General features: G+C 44.0%; 5 protein-coding genes. 1 reads left to right on the top strand and 4 read right to left on the bottom strand.

Annotation, left to right across the window (positions count from 1 at the left end):
- Window positions 1-565 precede the first annotated feature (565 nt).
- Entirely contained in the window at window positions 566-7,423 is a 6,858-nt protein-coding gene (locus MgSA37_RS22565; RefSeq protein WP_096355258.1) for a putative Ig domain-containing protein, read from the bottom strand.
- 580 nt (window positions 7,424-8,003) lie between these two features.
- Window positions 8,004-11,399, bottom strand: coding sequence for a T9SS type A sorting domain-containing protein (locus tag MgSA37_RS22560; RefSeq protein WP_157750687.1), 3,396 nt, complete (start codon window positions 11,397-11,399; stop codon window positions 8,004-8,006).
- A 460-nt stretch (window positions 11,400-11,859) separates the two neighbouring features.
- Between MgSA37_RS22560 and msrA the strand changes: the two genes are divergently transcribed.
- Window positions 11,860-12,405: a peptide-methionine (S)-S-oxide reductase MsrA gene (msrA, locus tag MgSA37_RS22555; RefSeq protein WP_096355254.1), complete on the top strand. Its 546-nt coding sequence runs from the start codon at window positions 11,860-11,862 to the stop codon at window positions 12,403-12,405.
- A 72-nt stretch (window positions 12,406-12,477) separates the two neighbouring features.
- On the opposite strand, the gene MgSA37_RS22550 is transcribed toward msrA, so the two are convergent.
- Complete coding sequence (locus tag MgSA37_RS22550) at window positions 12,478-17,847, bottom strand: DUF2341 domain-containing protein (protein WP_172885360.1); 5,370 nt, start codon at window positions 17,845-17,847, stop codon at window positions 12,478-12,480.
- A gap of 619 nt (window positions 17,848-18,466) precedes the next feature.
- On the bottom strand, window positions 18,467-19,795 hold the full coding sequence (locus MgSA37_RS22540; RefSeq protein ID WP_096355248.1) for a T9SS type A sorting domain-containing protein: 1,329 nt from the start codon (window positions 19,793-19,795) through the stop codon (window positions 18,467-18,469).
- Window positions 19,796-20,075 lie beyond the last annotated feature (280 nt).

Genomic DNA, 20,075 nt, shown 5'->3' with positions numbered 1-20,075 from the left:
AGTTAAATTCCGTTTCCCGGAATCTTCTAATATGGTATTCTGGTAATAAAAGGATGTCAATATTGCCGTATAAAACAATGGGTTAATGGTGTTTTCAGTTTTATCGGTTTGAATCAGGCAAATTGTATCAATAGGCCAATGCCCGGAAATAATTCCAAAAGAAAAATAATAACGGTTTTTAAGTGTCGCCATAATTGTTTCTTTCGCGGTATAGTTTTCGTCAAATTAGCCTTGAATAACGGCATGAATCCGGCACTATCCGTGGTTTAATAATTAATAGGGTTATTCTATATGAATTTTTTTAGCCGGTTCAATAATCAGGTAAAACTCACTTAAACAAGCGCCCATCATGAACCGGTAATCCCCTTATACGAAATGGAAATTTATTTGTTGCGACACTTAATGTTTTTTTAAATTTTAACAATAAACTCCCGCTGCTTCCAGATTTAGGGTCTGGTAAACACGGTAATGGCAGGGTCTGTGCCATTCAAAAACATCAAGGGCTGATCTTAGATATTAATTATAATATATTGATATTCAGGTAAATAAATATATTTTATTTAGATTATAATTTAATGAACGTTCCTTGTCCAACGGTGCTGTTATTACTGCTGTTCACTACCCTAACTACATAGGTTCCTGGCATCAGGCTGCTGACATCGGTTTGCCAACTCTGCGTATTGGTGGTGGCTTTTGTTACTACAGAACCTAAAATATTAACGATCTGGATATCATATGCAGTTGACGAACCCGTAACCGGGGTAGCCGTACTGCTGTTAAAACCTGGGGCTATATTCAAATTCAACGTACTTTTTGCAGGATTCGGGTAAACTAAAATACCTGTCTTAACCAGGCTGGATCCGTTGCCGTACATCACAGTAACTACTTTCGAATAGGAAATTGTACCGTTGATATCTTCTATTTTCAGGCGGTAAAGGTTTGCCCCATTTGCCGGATTTTTATCCAGGTAGCTATAAGTACCCTGGGCATCGGATGCATAACCTCCAAGTACGTTGAAGGTAGTTCCGCCGTCGGTACTTCTTTCAACCGTAAAGTTGGTGTAGTTCTGTTCGTTTTCTGTTACCCAAACGGCCTCGGCACCGTTTTGTGCTTTAGTTGCCGAGAAATTTAGCAGGTGCACCATTTTCAACGGATTTTCGCGGATAACCAGTTCGAAACGATTGCTCCCATAGCTATTGGTATCCGCAGTGATATCAAAGGTATAAGAGGGGTTATGACGCATGTCTAACGAATCTTTGTTGAATTTGTCCTTCAGCCAAACGTCATAAACTTGCGGGATGGCGGCAATTTCAGTCAAATTCAAACCATATGTGCCATAGGCCTTTGCGGTTATAAATAGCGGAATCGTTTGGTCATGCAGCGTAGGCAATGGCATTTTGTTAATAGCAAGCTTAACCCCGTCAGCTGAAAAACTGCTTATGCTCACTTGCCCGTTGCCTGGCCTGTAAGGGGCATCTTCATCATCCACAAATTTCGATGAAGCACCAGAATTGAAGCCGATGTAAACATCATCAGTATGAATGGTATCCTTTACCATTTGTAAACGGAGGTGTTGATCGACGTTTGAATTATTCAACGCTGCCAAACCATCTTTTGTTGACATAAATAAATTTTGCCCGGTATTCTGAGCGGTGGTTTTAGCCGTTTCATTAAATATTAACTGTGGGTTTGTACCGCTTGTGGCCAGTACAAAAAAACCTTGCCCGCTTACTATCGTCCGCGTTCCATGGTTGGTGTAAATACCGCCCTTTTGATAAACATCATAGTTATTGGTAACATCATTAAGCTCATAAACAGTTATTCCTACGTTGTTTGCATAAATTCCTGTTGTTGAAGATGTTGTATTGTACGACTCCCAGTCTATTGAGCTTGCGTAAGGATTGCCAACGAAATTAAAGCCGCGTACCGCGTAATTTGTTCCGGTTCCTGTACCAGTATAGCCAAGGTACGGGGAGCCCGGCGTATACCAGTTATTTACTATTACCTGCCCCTGGTTAAGTATGCCGGTAGTAACGGTTGTAACTGCTACCGGCGTAACATAGCTTGGCTGTGTTTCTGTTGTTAATGAAGCAGAGTTCCGGTTGCCTCTAAAGAAGTATAGAAATCCGTTACCTACGGGAATGTTGAAATTTCCCGTGCCCGAACCTGTTAAAGTATAGGTTGTAGCAGGTGTATTGTTAATGGCGCTGACGCCCCAGAAGTTACCACTGGTAAAAGTTAAATTACTTGGTGTTTGGTCTTCCCTGAATAAATAAAGCGTGGGGTTACCTGTTTTATCAAAGCCACCGCCGGCACTGCCGGTAAGATACATATAGGTTTGCAAATAGTTAATGCTGCATACATTGTTACCGCTAACGGTTGTTGCATACACAGGGGAAGAACCCAGGCGATAGCCACGATACCCGGTTCCGCCTGTTATATACCGTTGTACGTTTACATTGCCTGTTATACTTGGCCCGGTGGGTATGGCAGCTACTGATGCCGTAGATGTAGCGCTTGATTTTAGCGTCAATAAGCCATTTGCATTCAAAATAGTTGAAGTGCTGTTCCCGCTCATAGTTAAAACACCAGTAGGATATACATAGAACGAACCGCTAACCATGGTTTTTGTACCCGCACCACTAAAAATAACTTTACCTAAACCGGTACCGTTACCACCTCCGCCTGCCAGGCTTTGGGTTGTTCCGTTAAAGAGAACCGTGCCGCCCAGGCTTACAGTATTGCTTGCATCGTTGGCCAAAGTATTGGTAAAATCGCCTGATATACTAAGACTACTGCCGACAACCGACTTAATGCCGGTGCCCGAAAATTTAATATTTTGATAAGTTACACCTGTTGATAACCCTGTAATACTCTTGCTGTTGTACACAGTTTGTGCGGCACCTGCGTATTCAACGGTGGCTCCGGCATTTGTAAATGAGATGACGTTAGTGCCGGTTGATGATAATCCGGATAATGCGGTTGAATTAACAAACTGCAGGGTAGCAGCAGACGCCGGAACTACGCCGAAAGTTGAGGTGCCTAAAGCAGTGTTTGATGTTTCAACAACTCCTGTCAGTTTTGTTGTTCCGCCGGTGACGTTAAAGGTGGGGTTGTATGCAACAGACCCATTATCGGACGACGTTAATGAAATATTCCCGGAAATATTAAAATTCGTAACTGATGAAGCCATAGTTGCAGTATAGGCGCTACCCAACGCCGTATTCGCAATAACAAGTACACTGTCGGCAGTTAATGTACCCGCGCCAGAAAGCGTACAGGTATATCCAAGTCCTGCACTTGCATCGCTTTGGTAAGTTATTGGTCCCAATACATTTAAAGTAGCGCCCGTATTCACAACAACGCCAGGCGCCTGACTGCCTACGTTACCAAATGAAATAGCGCCAACATTAACCGTGCCTGATGCCGTAAGCACATTCGGGAAATAATTAAAGGTTCGGTTAACGCCAATTACAGCCGTATTTGAGCTGGTAGGCACTACATTACTGAGCCAGTTTGAAGCTGTGTTCCAATCCGTACTGGTAACACCAACCCAATCATATGAAATAACGCACGACAGGGTTTCGGTAGTAGAGCCGCTGCCCGTAATATTGTATGCGGTAATGGTATAAGTGGTGGTAGGGAACGAAGAGGTTGGCGTACCGCTGATCTGACCGGTAGTGGTACTAAAGGTTAACCCGGCTGGCAATGGTGCGTTGATGTGATAGCCGCCAAGCGACAAGTACTCTTTAACCGTGTTATTTGTAAAATCCGCCACGTATAAATTCCCCTGCCCATCAGCGGTAAAGCCCTCTACGTCGGTAAAACCGCTTAAAGTGTTTAATAATACACCTGTTGAACTATAGATTTTTACCTGGTTGTTGTGTGAATCAGCTACAAATACGTTTCCGGATGGATCTACCGAAATTGCCAAAGGGTCATTATAACCGGAACTGAATGTACCCAGGTAGGTGCCCGATGAATTGTAATAAGTTACATAGCCCTGGTTGGTACCTGTAACGTTTAGTGCCCTGTTTAATACATAGATAATTCCGGACGACTGGTCAACGGCAACGCCATCCGATTCGTTCATCTGGGTGTTCGAAATTGTTTGCAGCAGGGTGCCTGATGTGTTGTATTTGGTTACCGAACTTGTGTAAGGCGACGTATAAACATAAGTGGCAATATATAAATTATTTGACGCATCGATACTGATACCAAGCGGGTGATTTAAACCTGTGATAATAGTGGATACGTAAGCGCCGGAAGAATTGAATTTATAGATAGCACCTGCGCCGGTATCTTCAACATATGAATTACCCGACGAATCAAATACGATTCCTTCCGGGTTTGTCATCGCTTTGCCGGTGGTATAAGTTCCCAAATAGGTATGGCTTGAATTCCACCTGCTAATAGTTCCATTGTTATAGTTGGCTACGTAAATATTGCCCGATGCATCAATGGTCATCAAACTTGGTCCGCTTAATGTTGCACCGGTTAGCGAAACTCCTGTTGTTGCATACGAATAGCCAACAACCGCTCCCCCGGTATTTGTTGGTGTTAAAGTGGTCATGGTAGCACCTACCGTTAAAACATCGGTTGAAGGAGTATAACTGATTATAGGCGCTGCCGGGCTAACGGTAATGATTAAATTGGTGCTGCTTGAACCCGAACTATTAGTGGCCGTAATAGTAAACGTTGTAGTAGGGAAAACAACAGTAGGAGCTCCGGAAATTGCACCGGTTGAGGTGCTGAACGATAATCCGGTTGGCAATGTGCCGCCGCTTATTGCATAACTTGATGCGACACCCCCGGTATTGGTTGGCGTGGCAGGCGTTATTGTTGAGCCCACAGTATAGGTGACCGTTCCTGGTGTATAAGTGATATTTGGTGCAAGGGAGTTTACGGTTATAGTTACAGTTGTTGTTGCGCTGCCTTTAGCGTTGGTAGCCGTAATAGTGTAAGTTGTAGTAGCAGAAGTAACGGTTGGGGTTCCTGAAATAACCCCGGTTGATGTATTAAAAGACAAGCCTGTTGGCAAAGCAGTGCTGATGGACCAACTGGTAGCCGCGCCTCCTGTGTTGGTTGGCGTGAGGGAGGTAATAGCAGTGCCTTTGGTATAGGTATTAGTTGACGGTGAATAACTGATTACCGGGGCTTTTGGCAGTACAGTTAATGTAACCGTTGTTGACCCGCTGCCGGCGGCGTTAGTTGCTGTAATTGTGTATGTTGTTGCAGATGTGGAGGTCGTGGGCGTTCCGGAAATTATGCCTGTGGTAGTATTAAATGACAGGCCCGCCGGTAATGTTGTCCCTATCGAATAACTAACTGCAGCGCCGCCCGTATTTGCGGGCGTTAATGGAGTTATGGCCGTTCCGACGGTATAAGTATTTGTTGCAGGTGAATAACTGATCGCCGGCGGTGATGGAACTACGCACGAAATAGTTACTGTTGTAGTGCTCGACCCGCCATCGTTACTACCTGATATGGTATATGTTGTAGCAGGTGATGCTGCTGTAGGCGTACCCGATATCGTGCCGGCATAGGTATCAAAAGATAAACCAGCAGGTAATGACGGACCGACTGTGTAAATCGTATCTGCGCCACCGGTGTTCGTTGGCGTTAAAGGGGTGATCGCTGTGCCAACAGTGTAAATATTTGTTGATGGCGAATAACTGATATTTGGCGGATAAGGCGTAACCGTAATGGTTATAGTCGCGCTCGCACTTCCCCCGGCATTTGTAGCGGTAACCGTATAAGTTGTTACGGTTGAAGGAACGGTTGGTGATCCTGTGATCTTACCTGTTGAAGTACTAAATGACATACCCGCGGGCAATGGAATATCTATCGAGTAGCTGGTTATCGCTCCGCCTGTATTTGTTGGTTTTATCGGAGGCGCTATTGTTGCCCCCTCGGCGATAACCTGTGATGCCGGCGAAAAATAAATAACGGGCAACTGCATTAAAACAGTTAAATTAACGGTAGCGCTGTTGCTGCCCCCGCTATTGGTTGCGGTAATGGTATAAGTAGTGGCTGCAGAAGTTGCTGTGGGGGTACCCGAAATAATACCGGTGGTAGTATCAAAAGATAAACCGGCAGGCAAGCCTGGGCTAATAGAAAAGCTTGCTATTACGCCACCGGTGTTTGCAGGCGTTAATGATGTTATTGCTGTGGCGACGTTATATATATTGGTGGATGGCGAATAGCTAATGGCAGGAGGTACAAGGTTTACCGATATTGTAATATTGGTACTGGCAGTAACCCCGGCGGCGTAATTAGCGGTAATGGTATAAGCGGTAGCCGCGGATACGGTTGTTGGCGTACCTGTTATCTGTCCGTTGGTAGTATTGAGGGTTAAACCGGCGGGTAATGTTCCTGAATAACTTACTACTGTGCCGGTTACCGTTGGCGTTAATGTTGAAATAGCTACCGTAGTTTGATAGGCGAAAGGCGATCCGGTATAACTTATTGTCGGGGCTAATACCGTGATGTTGATGGTTGTGGTTGCCGTAACACCACCGGCATAAGTTGCAGTTATGGTATAACCCGTTGCTGCAGTTGGAGTGGTTGGTGTTCCTGTTATGTCGCCGGTAGAGGTATTTAGTGTTAAACCAGCCGGAAGTGTTCCGGAATAAGCTGCCGGGTTGCCACCCACTTCTGTTGATGTTAAGGTGCTTATGGGGGTACCTGCACGATACGTAAAAGGCGATCCGGTATAGCTTATGGTAGAAGCCAGGACCGTTATACTCAAGGTGGTAGTAGCCGTAATTGCGCCGGAATAGGTTGCGGTTATGGTATAGGTGGCTACCGAAGCGGTGGCTGTCGGTGTGCCGGAGATCACCCCGGTTGTTGCACTGATGGCTAAACCCGCAGGCAGCGCGGGGCTTACCCCATAGGTTGGCGCGCCGGTCGCTGTCGGTGTTAACGAAGTAATGGTTAAACCGGTATAATAAGTAAAAGGCGAACCTGAGTAGCTGATGTTTTGCCTGGTGACCGTTATGGTATAGGTTTCTGTTGTATTACCAAAAGAAGTAACAACAATAGTTATGGTATTGGTTCCGGCGCTTAACGCAATAGCGCCGGATGTGGCGCCGCTGGCAACTGTTGTACCATTAATTTTAATAGTTGAACCTCCAATTGTTTGAACCGGTGTAAACGTAATGGACGCTGTTGAACTGCTTTCGGAAATACTATAGGCATAAGTACCGCTTGCAAAAACCGGAGAAAGCGTGCCGGCGCTCACTGCAAGCGAATTGAGGTTGGCGTTTGCCGCTACCGCCTTGGCTGATATGAATACCAGGGAAAGACTTATGATGAATAGTAGTAAACTTTTTTCATATTGCCAAACTTTGAAAATCCTCCATACAAATATTAAACCGAAGCCTTTTTGAGCCACTATTCGCCATAAAGACCGCGTTAGCATTCCAGTTTTTGGAATTTAAACTACAGAAATTGGAGAGTTTTAATATGTTGTGATATTTCTTTGATTTATATTTATTTACCGAAGTTCCTTTTTGCATCTCAGCAATTGGGATTTTCAGCAAGTGTTTTGAATCACTTGCAGGAGAAAAATAATAATGGTTTATGAGTATCGCCATAATTGTTTTTTTGACAGTGTAGTTTTCTTTCAAAATGCCTTATCATAAAGCATTTGTCAGGCGCTATCTGGTCGCTTTAAATTAACAGGGTTATTTATAATAATTTTATTTAGCCTGTTCAATGTTTAAAGCACAACTCACTCGCACATTGCTAATCATGATCAGGTAAGGGCGTTATACGAAATAATAAATATAATTGTTGCGACACCTATTCTATTTTCCAACATTTTAACAAAATTTGATGATTATTGGATCGTATTGATTATTATTATTAAAAAATTTGTTTTATTAACTTCAAAACATATTCGCTTTAATATTTACATTCCCTCTATTTTAAATTGTGCTTATTTATTGTTTTTTGTTTTTTGATAGTTGTGCCGCATTTAACCGCCGTGTTGTATAAAATTAAAGTTTAATGAAAGTTGCCTGGCCAACGGTGGTATTATCATTATTGTTTACTACTTTTATTACATAGGTTCCGGGCATAAATGCGCTAACATCAGCTTGCCAGTTTTGCTGGGTAGTTGTGGTTTTAATCATTACTGCGCCTAAAATATTGGAAATTGCCACCGTGTACGAAACCGGAAGCGATGAGATGGATAAAGCAGCCGTGGAATTATTGTTAAAGCCTGCAGCGATATTTAAATTAAGCAATGTTTTTACCGGGTTAGGGTAAGCCACAATTCCGGTTTTTGTAAGTGTTGCCGTGTTGCCGTACATCAGCGTTACAATATTTGAATAGGTAGTTGTTCCGTTAAGATCAACTATCTTTAACCGATAGAGGTTAGCCCCAATTGCCGGGCTTTTATCCAAATAGCTGTAGGTGCCAAGCCCACTTGCAGAAGCCCCGCCTATGATTTTGTAGGTCACGCCGCCATCATTGCTTCTCTCCACGGTAAAATAGGTATAATTCTGTTCATTTTCAGTAACCCACACTGCCCGGGAGCCGCTTTCTGATTTGGTTGCAGTAAAATTCAATAAGTGAACCATCAGGGCAGGGTCCTGCCGCACAATCACCTGGAAACGGTTATTGCCGTAACTGGCTGTATCAGCTACATCAATGTCAAAGGCATACGTAGTATTATTGCGGATATCAAGCGAATCTTTTTTGTATTTATCCATCAGCCATACCCGGTATAGTTGTGGTATTGCTTTATAATCCGTCCGCTGCAAAGTGTATGCGCCTGTTGCCCTTGCCGAAATGTTAAGCCTGATTACCTGGCTGGCTGTGCTTTTTGGAAAAGGCACCCATTTTTCAGCAGTATAAACACTGTCGCTGCTGATTGCTGCAATGGTTTGTAACGAGCCTGAACCGGGATGGAATGCAGAATCTTCATTGCCATTAAATTTGGTAGACGACGCATTGTTGAAGCCGATAACCATATCGCTCTTATTAATGGTATCGGTAGACAGTCTAAACCGGATGAAGCTGTTATATGCACTTTGTGTTTCCGGTGTGCCCATTAACAGGTTGCTGCCGGTAACCTGCGCATTTATTTTGGCGCTTTCATTAAAAGTTAAAGAGGGTGAAGCGAGATTTGCCTGAACAAAAAAGCCCTGCCCGCTCGGAATAATTTTGGTTGCGCTGCCGGTAGCGATACCGGTTACAGCGTTATAGGTATCGTAATTTTTAGTAACAGGGTTTAATATGTAAATAGTTGGATTAACATTTAAGCCGTAAATAGAAGCGGCCGGGTTCGAGTTGCTGAATGTGCTCCAGTCAATTGAGCTTGGGTAAGGGTTGCCAACCAGGTTATAGCCCCGTACCGCTGCATTTGCAACAACGCTGGTAAACCCCATAGTTGCAGCAGCCGGTGTATACCAATTATGTACTACAATGGTACCTGCGTTTAAGGTGCCGGTTGAAGTTACCGTAGCGGCAACCGGTACGGTACTGGTAACATAGGGGCTAACTGTTGTCCTGTCCCCCCTGAAAAAGAGCATAAACCCGTTACTGGCCGGAATATTAAAGGAGCTTGTTGCACCTGGTGTGCCCCCTGTTACCGAATAACTGCTGGTTGAATGTGAATTTGGCGTAATAGTGCTTATTCCCCAAAAATTACCGCTGGTAAAAGTCGAATTTGAAGGGACTTTATCTTCCCTGAATAAATAAAGCGTGGGATTTCCAGCCTGGTCGAAGCCATTTCCAACTCCCGATGTACCCGTCAGAAATGTATGATCACGCAGGTAATTTAAATTGTAAACGTTATTTGAACTTACTGTTGCAGCATATACCGGCGATGAAAGCAGGCGATATCCCCTGTAACCGGCCCCTCCGGTTAAATACCGCTGAACGTGGATCGAATCCGCAGCCGTGCCTGCGATAGACGTAGTGGTTATTTGACCAACAGATGCTGATCCGGATGCGGACGACATCAACGTAAAGCTGATGGGCTGCGTGAGTGTTAAAACGCCGGTCCCGTTGATGTTTACCATCCCTGCGGCCGCAATATTCACAGCTCCGGAACCCGTTATAGTAGGGGTTACGGCGGTTGGGATCGTAAGGCTGCCTCCAATGGTCAACGCTCCAGGAGACGTTACCGTTAAGGTATGACTACCGCCGTTATTGCCAAACGTAATCGAGCCAACGGTAACTGCTGTTGTTAATAATGGTTCTTTTTTTGCCCCGGTATATGCTGACACGCCAATGCTTACAGCATCGTTTACACCAGGCGGCGATGCGGTGCTCCAGTTTGTTCCGGTGGCCCACGCGGTTGAGGTAAAACCCAGCCATGCAACAGTGTTGCCAACCGCTATGCTTATTGTACAACTGCTGCTTCCGATTGTGTTATAGGCGGTGATGGTATAATTGGTTGCCGCTGATGATGCCGTAGGCGTGCCTGATATAGTGCCGGTTGAAGTGCTGAAACTTAAGCCCGCCGGCAGTGTGCCCGAGATGGTATAGCCTCCCATTGGCGGATATTCGTATATTTTATTACCGCTGTAACTGGATATAAAAATATCGCCGCTTGCGTCAGTGGTTACCCCTTCGGGATCGGTTACTGTTATCGTGTTTAGTACCGTTCCTGCCGAATTATAAATGATAACTTTATTATTACCTGAATCGCCTACGTAAACGTTTCCGGTTGATCCGATAAACATAGTGTAGGGGCCGTTAAACCCGGATGCAAATATTGATGAATAAACACCGGCCGATGTATATTTGGTGATTCTGTTGGTTCCGTAGTTTAACACATAAATATTGCCGGAAGCATCTACCCTTACATCAGTTGGTGAACTTACGTTGGTGGTAATGGTCAGTAATAATGCTCCGGCGCTTGAGTATTTTTTTACCTGGTTACTGCCTGTAACAGCTACAAATATATTGCCGGAAGCATCTATGCCGATGCCGAGTGGGTTGGTCAGCCCGGAAACGAAAGTCGATTTAACGCCGCCAGTGGTTATTTTAAATACAGAACCTGCGCCGGCATCTACAATATAGGCGTTCCCGGCAGCATCAAATACGATACCGTCAGGATTGGTAAACCCTGATCCAAAAGTGCCGATATACGTAACACTTGAGTTGTAATAAGTGACAGAGGCGTTTGTGTATTGCGTTACATACAGGTTACCGGCCGGGTTTAACCCCATGCCGCTTGGGCCCGAAACACTGGTTGTTGCAAGCGTTGTTGTTGATACTGAACCGCCGGTGTTTGTCGGCACTAAAGGCGTGATGGCTGTACCGACTGTATAAACATTTACCGGGGTAGCATAGCTGATGCTGGGCGCCTGCGCAAATATATTATTAATGAATAATACTAAAGTTATTGAGCAAAGAAGGATTTTGAAACTAACTTTCACAATATACACTGTTTTCTAAAGCTTTTAAGTCCCCCCTGAGGTGCCTGGTGTTTATTTCATTAATAATTGAAACCTGGAAATAACGCTTCAATAATTATCAAACTACCGCATTTTGCATTAGGGGATGGAACTAATTAACTAATAGTATTTATTATGTAGCGGTAGTTATTACTAACATATTAACATGGGTTGCGTTATATGGCAACTGCCCGCTATTTGTTTGATAAATAGCGGATTATTGTTCCTGGGTGATAATTTCTTTATATATAAAAATTAAAATTTAACTCATTTTTGATTATTATTGAAAAGAAAAATATTAACCATTGTATTATATTTTATTGTTTAGCGAATTTTTAATCATTGTTCTAAATCCTGGTAAATGCCTTGTAATCGATTTGCAATTTTAACAGCTTTACCCGTTATAAAATCTATTTTATCATAACTTCGTAAATAATATATCATGAATTTAAAAAGAATAACATTTGGCAACGGCTGTTTCTGGTGTACGGAAGCCGTTTTTTTAAGCCTGAAAGGCGTTAAAAATATAGCCTCCGGTTATATGGGAGGCGATACCGAAAACCCATCGTATAAAGAAGTTTGCACCGGCACGACAGGTCATGCCGAAGTAATTGATATTGAATACAATCCTGAAGAGATAACTTTTGAGGAGTTATTGCTGGTGTTTTTTAAAACGCATGATCCAACTACGCTTAACCGCCAGGGAGCGGATGTGGGTACTCAATACAGGTCGGCCATATTTTATTACGACGAAGAGCAAAAGCGGCAGGCCGAAGTAATGGTAAAAATGTTGACAGGGGAAAAGGTTTATAATAAGCCTATTGTTACTGAAATTACCCCTGCTTCAACATTTTATAAAGCGGAGGATTATCACCAGAATTACTTCGCCAATAATCCGCATAACTCCTATTGTGCTATCGTGATACAGCCTAAGCTCAATAAATTTGCAAAGGAATTTGCCGAAAAGATCAAGCCCGGATTATTGTGAATGACATTGTAGGTTAAAAGCAATAAGACCCTTCCTGCACCGATTTAAAAATCAGGGTAACTTTTTATTGAATTATAACTTAATGAATGTTGTTTGCCCTACGGCGCTGTTATCCTTTGCATTGGTTACATTAATGACGTAAGTGCCGGGCATTAATGCACTTATGTTTGATTGCCAGCTTTGCTGGCTGGTTGTTGTTTTAATTACAGTTGCACCCAAAATATTTGCGATTTGAACTTCATAGGTTGTTGTTGATCCCTGGGATGAGCCCGTATTCGAATTAAATCCGGGCGCTATTGCTAAGTTAATAATAGTACTCGCCGGGTTGGGGTACACAACAATTCCGGTTTTAACCAGGCTTGTTGTTTTACCGTACATTACTGTTGCAATATTTGAGTAGCTGATGGTACCGTTAAGGTCAACAATCTGCAGGCGATAAAGGTTTGCGCCGGTTACAGGGCTTTTATCCAAATAGCTATAGGTGCCAAGATCATTGGATGCAGCGCCCCCTAAAACCGTATAGGTTTTTCCCCCGTCAATACTTCTTTCAACCGTGAAATTGGTGTAATTTGCTTCGTTTTCAGTTACCCAGATAATCTGTGCCCCCCCTGTTATCTTGTTTGCAATAAAATTCAATAAATGCACCATTAATGCCGGGTCCTGGCGTACAACCACTTTGAAGCGGTTGTTGCCAAAACTGGCGGTGTCGGAATGACTGATATCAAAGGTGTAGGTGGTATTGTTCCGGATATCAAGCGAATCTTTTTTGTAATTATCCATCAACCAAACCTGGTAAAGTTTCGGTATGGCTTTAAAATCCGTCCGTATTAACGTATAGGTGCCGCTTGCCTTTGCTGAAACGTTTAGCCTGATGGCCTGGCTAAGAGCACTTTTAGGTAAGGGAACCCATTTTACAGCGGTACTTACACTATCCGCGCTCAAGGCGGCGATGGATTGAGCCGACCCGGAACCGGGCATAAACTGAGCATCTTCAGCGCCATTAAATTTAACAGACGATGTGCTGTTAAACCCAATGACGATTTCATCATTATTAAGGGTATCGGTCACCAGTTTCATTCGTAAATAGCTATTATAGGCGCTTTGTGCGTCCGGAGTACCCAATAGCAGGTTGCTGCCGCTAACCTGGGTACTTGTTTTAGCGTTCTCGGTAAAGGTGAGCGTCGGCGAAGCTGCGTTGGCCTGTACAAAAAAGCCCTGCCCGCTTGATATAATCTTGCTTGCACTCCCCGTGGCTATATTAGTGGTTGCATTGTAGGTGTCGAAGTTACTGGTAACGGGGTTTAAGATATAAATGGTGGGATTTACATGTAACCCGTAAATAGCCGCGGATGAACTTGAGTTGCTGAAGGTGCTCCAGTCAATTGAACTGGGGTAGGGGTTCCCTACCAGGTTAAAGCCGCGTACGGAGGAGTTGCCTGCGTTGCTTGTTGTGTACATCAGGCCCGCAGCACCTGTCCATGATACCACCGAATAGGTACCCTGGTTTAAATTTCCGGTGGTTGAGAAGATCACATTTTCGGGTGCAACATAGGGGGCGCTTGTTTTACTGGGCGAGCCGGTAAGGTTATTAATATTATTACCCCTGAAATACATCATAAATCCGTCTCCTGCATACACATTTGCCGAGGGATGGGCGGCATCGGTAGTAGTGATATGGCCGCTTGCAGCAGTGTTATTGATATTGCTGACACCAATGAAGTTACCGCTCGTAAAGCTAAAATTGGAGGGTGTATAAGCTTCGTTATACAAATACAAGCTCGGGTTTCCTGAATACGTGGCATAGGACGAAGTGCAACCTGTAATAATGGTACTGGCGCCCAAATAATTTAAGCTATACGGATAATTGCCGCTGTTTACGCCTTCATTTACAGGTGAAGACATTAACCGGTAGTTCCGGTAGATCCACTTACCACCGAGGTAGGTGTTTCCTCCGGTAATAAAACGTTCGGCGGTTACATTCCCGGTGATTGAATACGCGGCTGGGATGGCGGCTACACTTGCAGTTTGCGCGGCTGTACTTTTTAATGTTAAAGCCGCAGGCGAAGAGCCTATCACCAGGTTCCCCTTTGTTATGGTAAGTGTATTATAGATATCAACAGGGCCGCCGCTAAGGGTAACGGTTCCTGCTGCGGAGTTATTTATGGTCATGTTTCCCAATTGAGCCGTATTTGAGGTACTGGAGCCGGTATAAGTTTGTGTTGAAGCCGATCCGTTCCAGGTGATGCCTGATGTAAGGGTGCTCCCATACAAAATCTGACCGCCTGAGCTATTGTAAATATTGCAGCCCACGCTCAGGGTATGGCCGTTTAAATTTAACGAAGCGCCGCTGGCTATGGTTAAGCCATATAAGCTTGCATCGGCTGTTAATGAAGGGTAATTGGTTAACCCGGCCGGTATCACTAATGTGGCGCTGCCGTCAAACGCCGGTAACTGGCTGGTGGTTCCGGCGGTGGTATTGTTCCAGTTTGACGCAACGGTGGGGTCGGTGCTGGTTGAACCTGTCCAGGTATAGGTTAATGCACCCGATATGGTGGCCGCGTTGGTGCTGTTTGTTGAGGTTGAGCCAACTGTTGTAAAAGTTGTGGGGTTATTTTGGTCAGCATATTCGGCTTTTATCCAATCGGCGCTTTTAGCAGTGGATGATACCCTGGCTTCGTCAATAATGCCATTGAAGTAATATTGAGTTCCGCCTTCGCCTACGCCTATATAAAAAGGATTGGTACCCGAGGGGTTGTTAGTTGTGCTTAAAACTTCATAAGCCGAGCCATCAACATAAGTGCTTAGCGTTGATCCGGTATAAACACCCTGTATATAATGCCAGGTACCGGTTGTAAATGCGGTTGGGAATGGTGTCGAACCTCTGTCGCCGGCTGTGCCGGATTCTGTTTCCGGGTAATTATTGGTATAAACGCCAAGCTTATATCCGCCACTGCTGTTTCCTGCGGCTGATTGATTGGTCATTACTTTTTGGTCTATGTTTATCGCAGCTAACTTAACCCATGCCGAAAGTGTAAAAGTACCGGTGATGGGGATGGAGCCAAATGTGATTTTTTTTGAAGAGCCGTTAAATGAATAGGCAGTGCCTATTTTTCCGGTAACAAGGTCCGCAGAGGTCATGCCGCTGGTAGTACCGGTATGCGCACCTGAGGAGCCGTCTGTAACTGAACCCGAATAGCTCGATTCATTAAAATGGAATACACCTTTGTAATCACTTGCCCAGGTGTTTTGATAAAAAGCCGTATTATGGGTTGTTGATGGCGATGTTGAGCCATAGTAAAATGTTATACTTTTATTAGTGGCGTAGGTCAGCGTGGGTATCTGCACCCAAACAAGTAAGGTACCCGTGGTTTGGTTGTAGCTCTCCACCTGGTAATAGCATTCGGCCCCTGTTGTATTGTCATAAAAAGCAAAGTCATAATTTGGTCCATTTGGGTAATACACCTTATCGGTACAAGCCCCTGAAATAATCAGGTTATTATCCTGGATACTTAGCAAAGCCGGAAAGTTTGTTAAATTAGATGTTATACCCAGTGAGGCGCTGTTCAAAGTGATCGGATCGCTAAAAGCATAATTGCCGTACGAACCTACGGTAACTGTTTGAGTTGATGTAGAGGAACAGCCCCCTGAGTTTGTTACCGTAAGTGTTACCGTTTTTGAGCCCGACGTGGACCAATTGACGGTATAAGGGCCAACGCCAGACCCGGAGGCAATAGTGCCGCCGTTAAAATTCCAGGTGTAGGTATTGCTCGCTGAATAGGTGCCACTGTAAGTTATGGTCGCGTTAGCGCCTATGATCACTGATGAAGATGCTGTGAATGCAGAAGTTGGCGCGGCATTTACAACAGCAGTAACGTCAATGGATGAAGTACAGCCGCCTGGGCTGGTAACCGTGCAGGTATAAGTACCCGCCATAGCTGTTGTTGCGCTGGTTGAAACCGTAGGGTTTTGTGATGTTGATGTAAAACTGTTTGGGCCCGTCCATGAATAAGTATCACCACTAACCGTATTAACTTGTAGTGCAAGAGTGCTGTTAGCGCAGGTTGGCGCGCTACCCGCTCCATACAATGTATAAACCTGCGATGCGCTTATAGCGGTGTTATAAACCGCTATATCATCCAGTGAACCTGTGAAATAATAATCAGTTGGGGGATTCGTCCATCCGGCTAAATTATTATAGCCCACCCGCCAGTAGCCGTTGCCTGTATAAGTTTCGGGCGCCGTCATGGTTGAACTTGAGGACTGTAGTTCCCCGTCAATATACAGGCAGCTTCCAGAGGTAGTTGAGCATGTTGCAACAGCATGGTGCCAGGTTCCGTCAGCATAGGCTGATGTTGACACTATTGTATTAGCGGTGCCGGTTGAAGTAGCGTACAGGCCAAAATATACATAGCCCGAATTATCCATATAAATATGCCGGTCATATTGAGAGCCCAGCCCAGTTTGCGAAGCGCTGTAACCTACCAGCATCCCTCCGGCAGTACTTGTATTAAACCACACGCTGATGGAAAGATTTTGTGGCCCGGGCGCGGCTATGCCTGTGGCGGTAGAAATATATCCCGTAGATCCATTAAACTTATATGCGCTGTTGCTGGCATTATACCTGTCGGCTGTTGCCGTTACTGTGCCGCGGATGGTTCCGTTATTGCTATTACCTGATGCGTCGGTGGTATTGCCTGTAAATGGATAAGACAAATATAAACCGCTCGTCGGGCTGGTTGGAGCAGTTGAAATGATCGGCCCGCCTGTTAAAGTTACCGCCGTTCCTGAGCTGCGGGCGCCTTCTACCGAAGAGGACGTGTATGATGCATAATAGGTACCGGCTGCTGTTGGCGGGTAAGTGGTTCCGGTAGCCAGCACACTTCCGCCGGTTGAAACATTATACCAGTTGTATGTTCCGCCGGACGGCGAACCGCCTGAAGCGGTAAGTGTTATGCCCCCCGCGCAGCCAGAACCGCCTCCGCTTATGGTTGGGGTGGTTGGCAGTAAGGTTAAGGTGCCGGTTGATGTTGAAGTACCACCGCCGTTTGCATCAATATTTTTTACGGTAAAAGTATATGCACCGGCAACGGTTGCTGCGGTAGTTGTTAAAGTTAAGGTGACGGTTGTAACGAGGTTGCAATTATAAGGAGAAGCAGGGCTGAAAGTAGCTGTAACTCCCGTTGGCGTACTCGGGCTCCATGCACTTATGCTTATTGCATCAGACCCGGTAGCGTTATTACCACCCCTGGTTAATGTAATGGTATAGGTAACCGAAGTTCCTGTGCCAAAGGTAGCTGTACCTGTTTGTGATCCTACGGAGATTGCAGTTACGGTTCTGGCGCTGTACGCTGCATTAAAAACAAAGAGAAGTAAAATTAATACAGGAAGAACCTTTTGTGTTTGCTTCCCGATTGCTTTAAACAACGGCCTTTTAATGTTCATGTTATTTAGTATATGCGTAAGGGGCGTAATAGCCATACATTAATTAAGTCATCGGCGCTTTGCCTTTTAGCAGCAAAGCGCAAACTGGATAATGAAGTATTCAAATAAATCCTTCTTTTATCCAACTTTTGTCACACTGACAATTATTGCTTTAATCAATAATTAATAATTTATCAAATCAAAATCAGGCCTATCTCACCTTCTACTAAGGTGAAATATTTTTATCTCCGTGTAAAGCGGAAGGTTGCTGCAAGAAGGCGGTATTTCTCAACAAATGCCCGGTTTATTAACATTTGTTGATTTTGTGTGTGGAATACGCAGATGGTTGCTTTTATTACAACCTGTTTTTAATTAAATAAATGGGGATTGTTTCGGAATTTATTACAGGTCATTATACTAATGGTTAATGATGATTAACAATTAAATAAAAAGAAATAAAGGGAGAAGGCTGGCTTTAAAGTTTTCTTCTTTAAGGTTAACTTTAAACACACCTATTTTGCCAAAATAGCTGATAATTATTTTTCTATATTGAAAAACGGGTGAAGGGTTTTTAGAAGGAGAGACAGGGCAAAGCAGGGGCCTTGCCGAACCTATAGCGCGCATTAACCAACAGTGTTTACTATAGCTTTACAAAGGTGCTCCGGCCTACCAGTTTTTTATCATTATTGTTAATAACTGTGATGATATAGGTGCCGGGTAACAGGCTGACGATATTCGCCTGCCATGTTGTGGTCGAGGACATTCCTGTTTTGATAATAGCGCCCGACGTGCTCACGATATTAATACTGTATAAAGTATTTGTGGTTGCTGCCAGCGATAGGAATGGCCCGGCGCTTTGCGTTGCCAGCGTACTGGTTGACGAACCATTGCCGGCCTGGTTAATTGTAAGGTTGATGGTGTTACTGGATGGGTTGGGATAAATGCTGATATTGCCGGTGATGGCCTTGGTTGCATTTCCATAGATCAGCGTTATTGTATTTGAAAAAGTAACGGCATTGTTAAGGTCCGTGACTTTTAGACGGTACTCGTCTGTGGCAGCAGGCGGGTTGTTATCAATATAGCTGTAACTGCCGGCTCCGGTTGATTTAAGACTGTCCAGGGTTTTAAATACCAAGCCACCATCGCTGCTTCTTTGGACTGAAAATGCTGTTGTGTTTTCTTCATTTTGGGTATCCCAGGATATTTGTGCCCCGTTGTTGTCTTTTGTAGCGTTAAAAGCCAGTAATTTAAATGCAGCAGCCGGCTCCTTGCTGATGATTACACTAAAACGATTGCTTCCAAAGGTGGCGCTGTCGGCCTTATTTACTGTAAATGAATAATTTGAATCAACCCTGAAGTTTACAGAGTCTTTCTTGTAGTTATCTTTCAGCCAGATATTATAAATAGCGGGGATTTGGTCAAGTTGTTTGCGTTTGAAGGTAAAGGACACGCTTTTTTGGGCTTCTACGTCAAGTTTTATTACCTCGGGGTTTTGTTTTGGCAATGGAACTAAATTAATTGCCAGCGGTACGCCATCGCTCGAAAAACTTGAAAGCCCTTCAGCTGCGTTGATGCCCTGCAAATATTTTGAATCTTCATTGAAATCGTAGGTTGTTTTAGCGCCTGAGTTAAAGCCGATCACGATTTCATCATAATTATATTGATCGAGGTATAATTGTAAACGCAGGAGTTTGGTGACGCTATCAAGTGCGGTACTATTGGTGTTATTTCTTACGAAGTTTTCCCGCAGATGGCGATTCATGCCGTGGTTAAATATTTTTCTCACCTGTTTGTTAACCGTGTGTGCAATATGGACAAAATGCCCCCGTTCCAAAGTGCGGATTTTTTCAAACGCACCTTTGTTGTTGGATGCAGCAGTTTTGATACCAGCAGAGGTAATGGCGCCTGTGCTTTTAAAAGCCTGCAATATCCCGGTCAGCAAAAAGCAGACGAGTATTTTTGTTTTCAAGTTATTCACAATAATTCATCAAAAGGCAAAATTCTTGCCATAAAAGGGTAAAGGGCCTTCAATTTAAAGAAATAAGTGCGACATAATAAAATAAATGTGGATAATATTTAAAAGTTTCTCTTGTGTATATCGAAATTAACCTATAAAACAGGATGTTTTCGGAAGGGTTAACCAGTGTGGAAGGGGTTGAAAATTGCTGTTAAATATTTTAGAATATATTCCCCGTTTTTACCCGCGCTATTCTCGTTTATTAAATGTGTTCACCTTAATAGGCAAATAG

It is taken from the genome of Mucilaginibacter gotjawali, assembly GCF_002355435.1.
Taxonomy (GTDB): domain Bacteria; phylum Bacteroidota; class Bacteroidia; order Sphingobacteriales; family Sphingobacteriaceae; genus Mucilaginibacter; species Mucilaginibacter gotjawali.
Note: the sequence above shows the minus strand (reverse complement) of the source record. Positions and strands in the feature narration are given on the sequence as shown.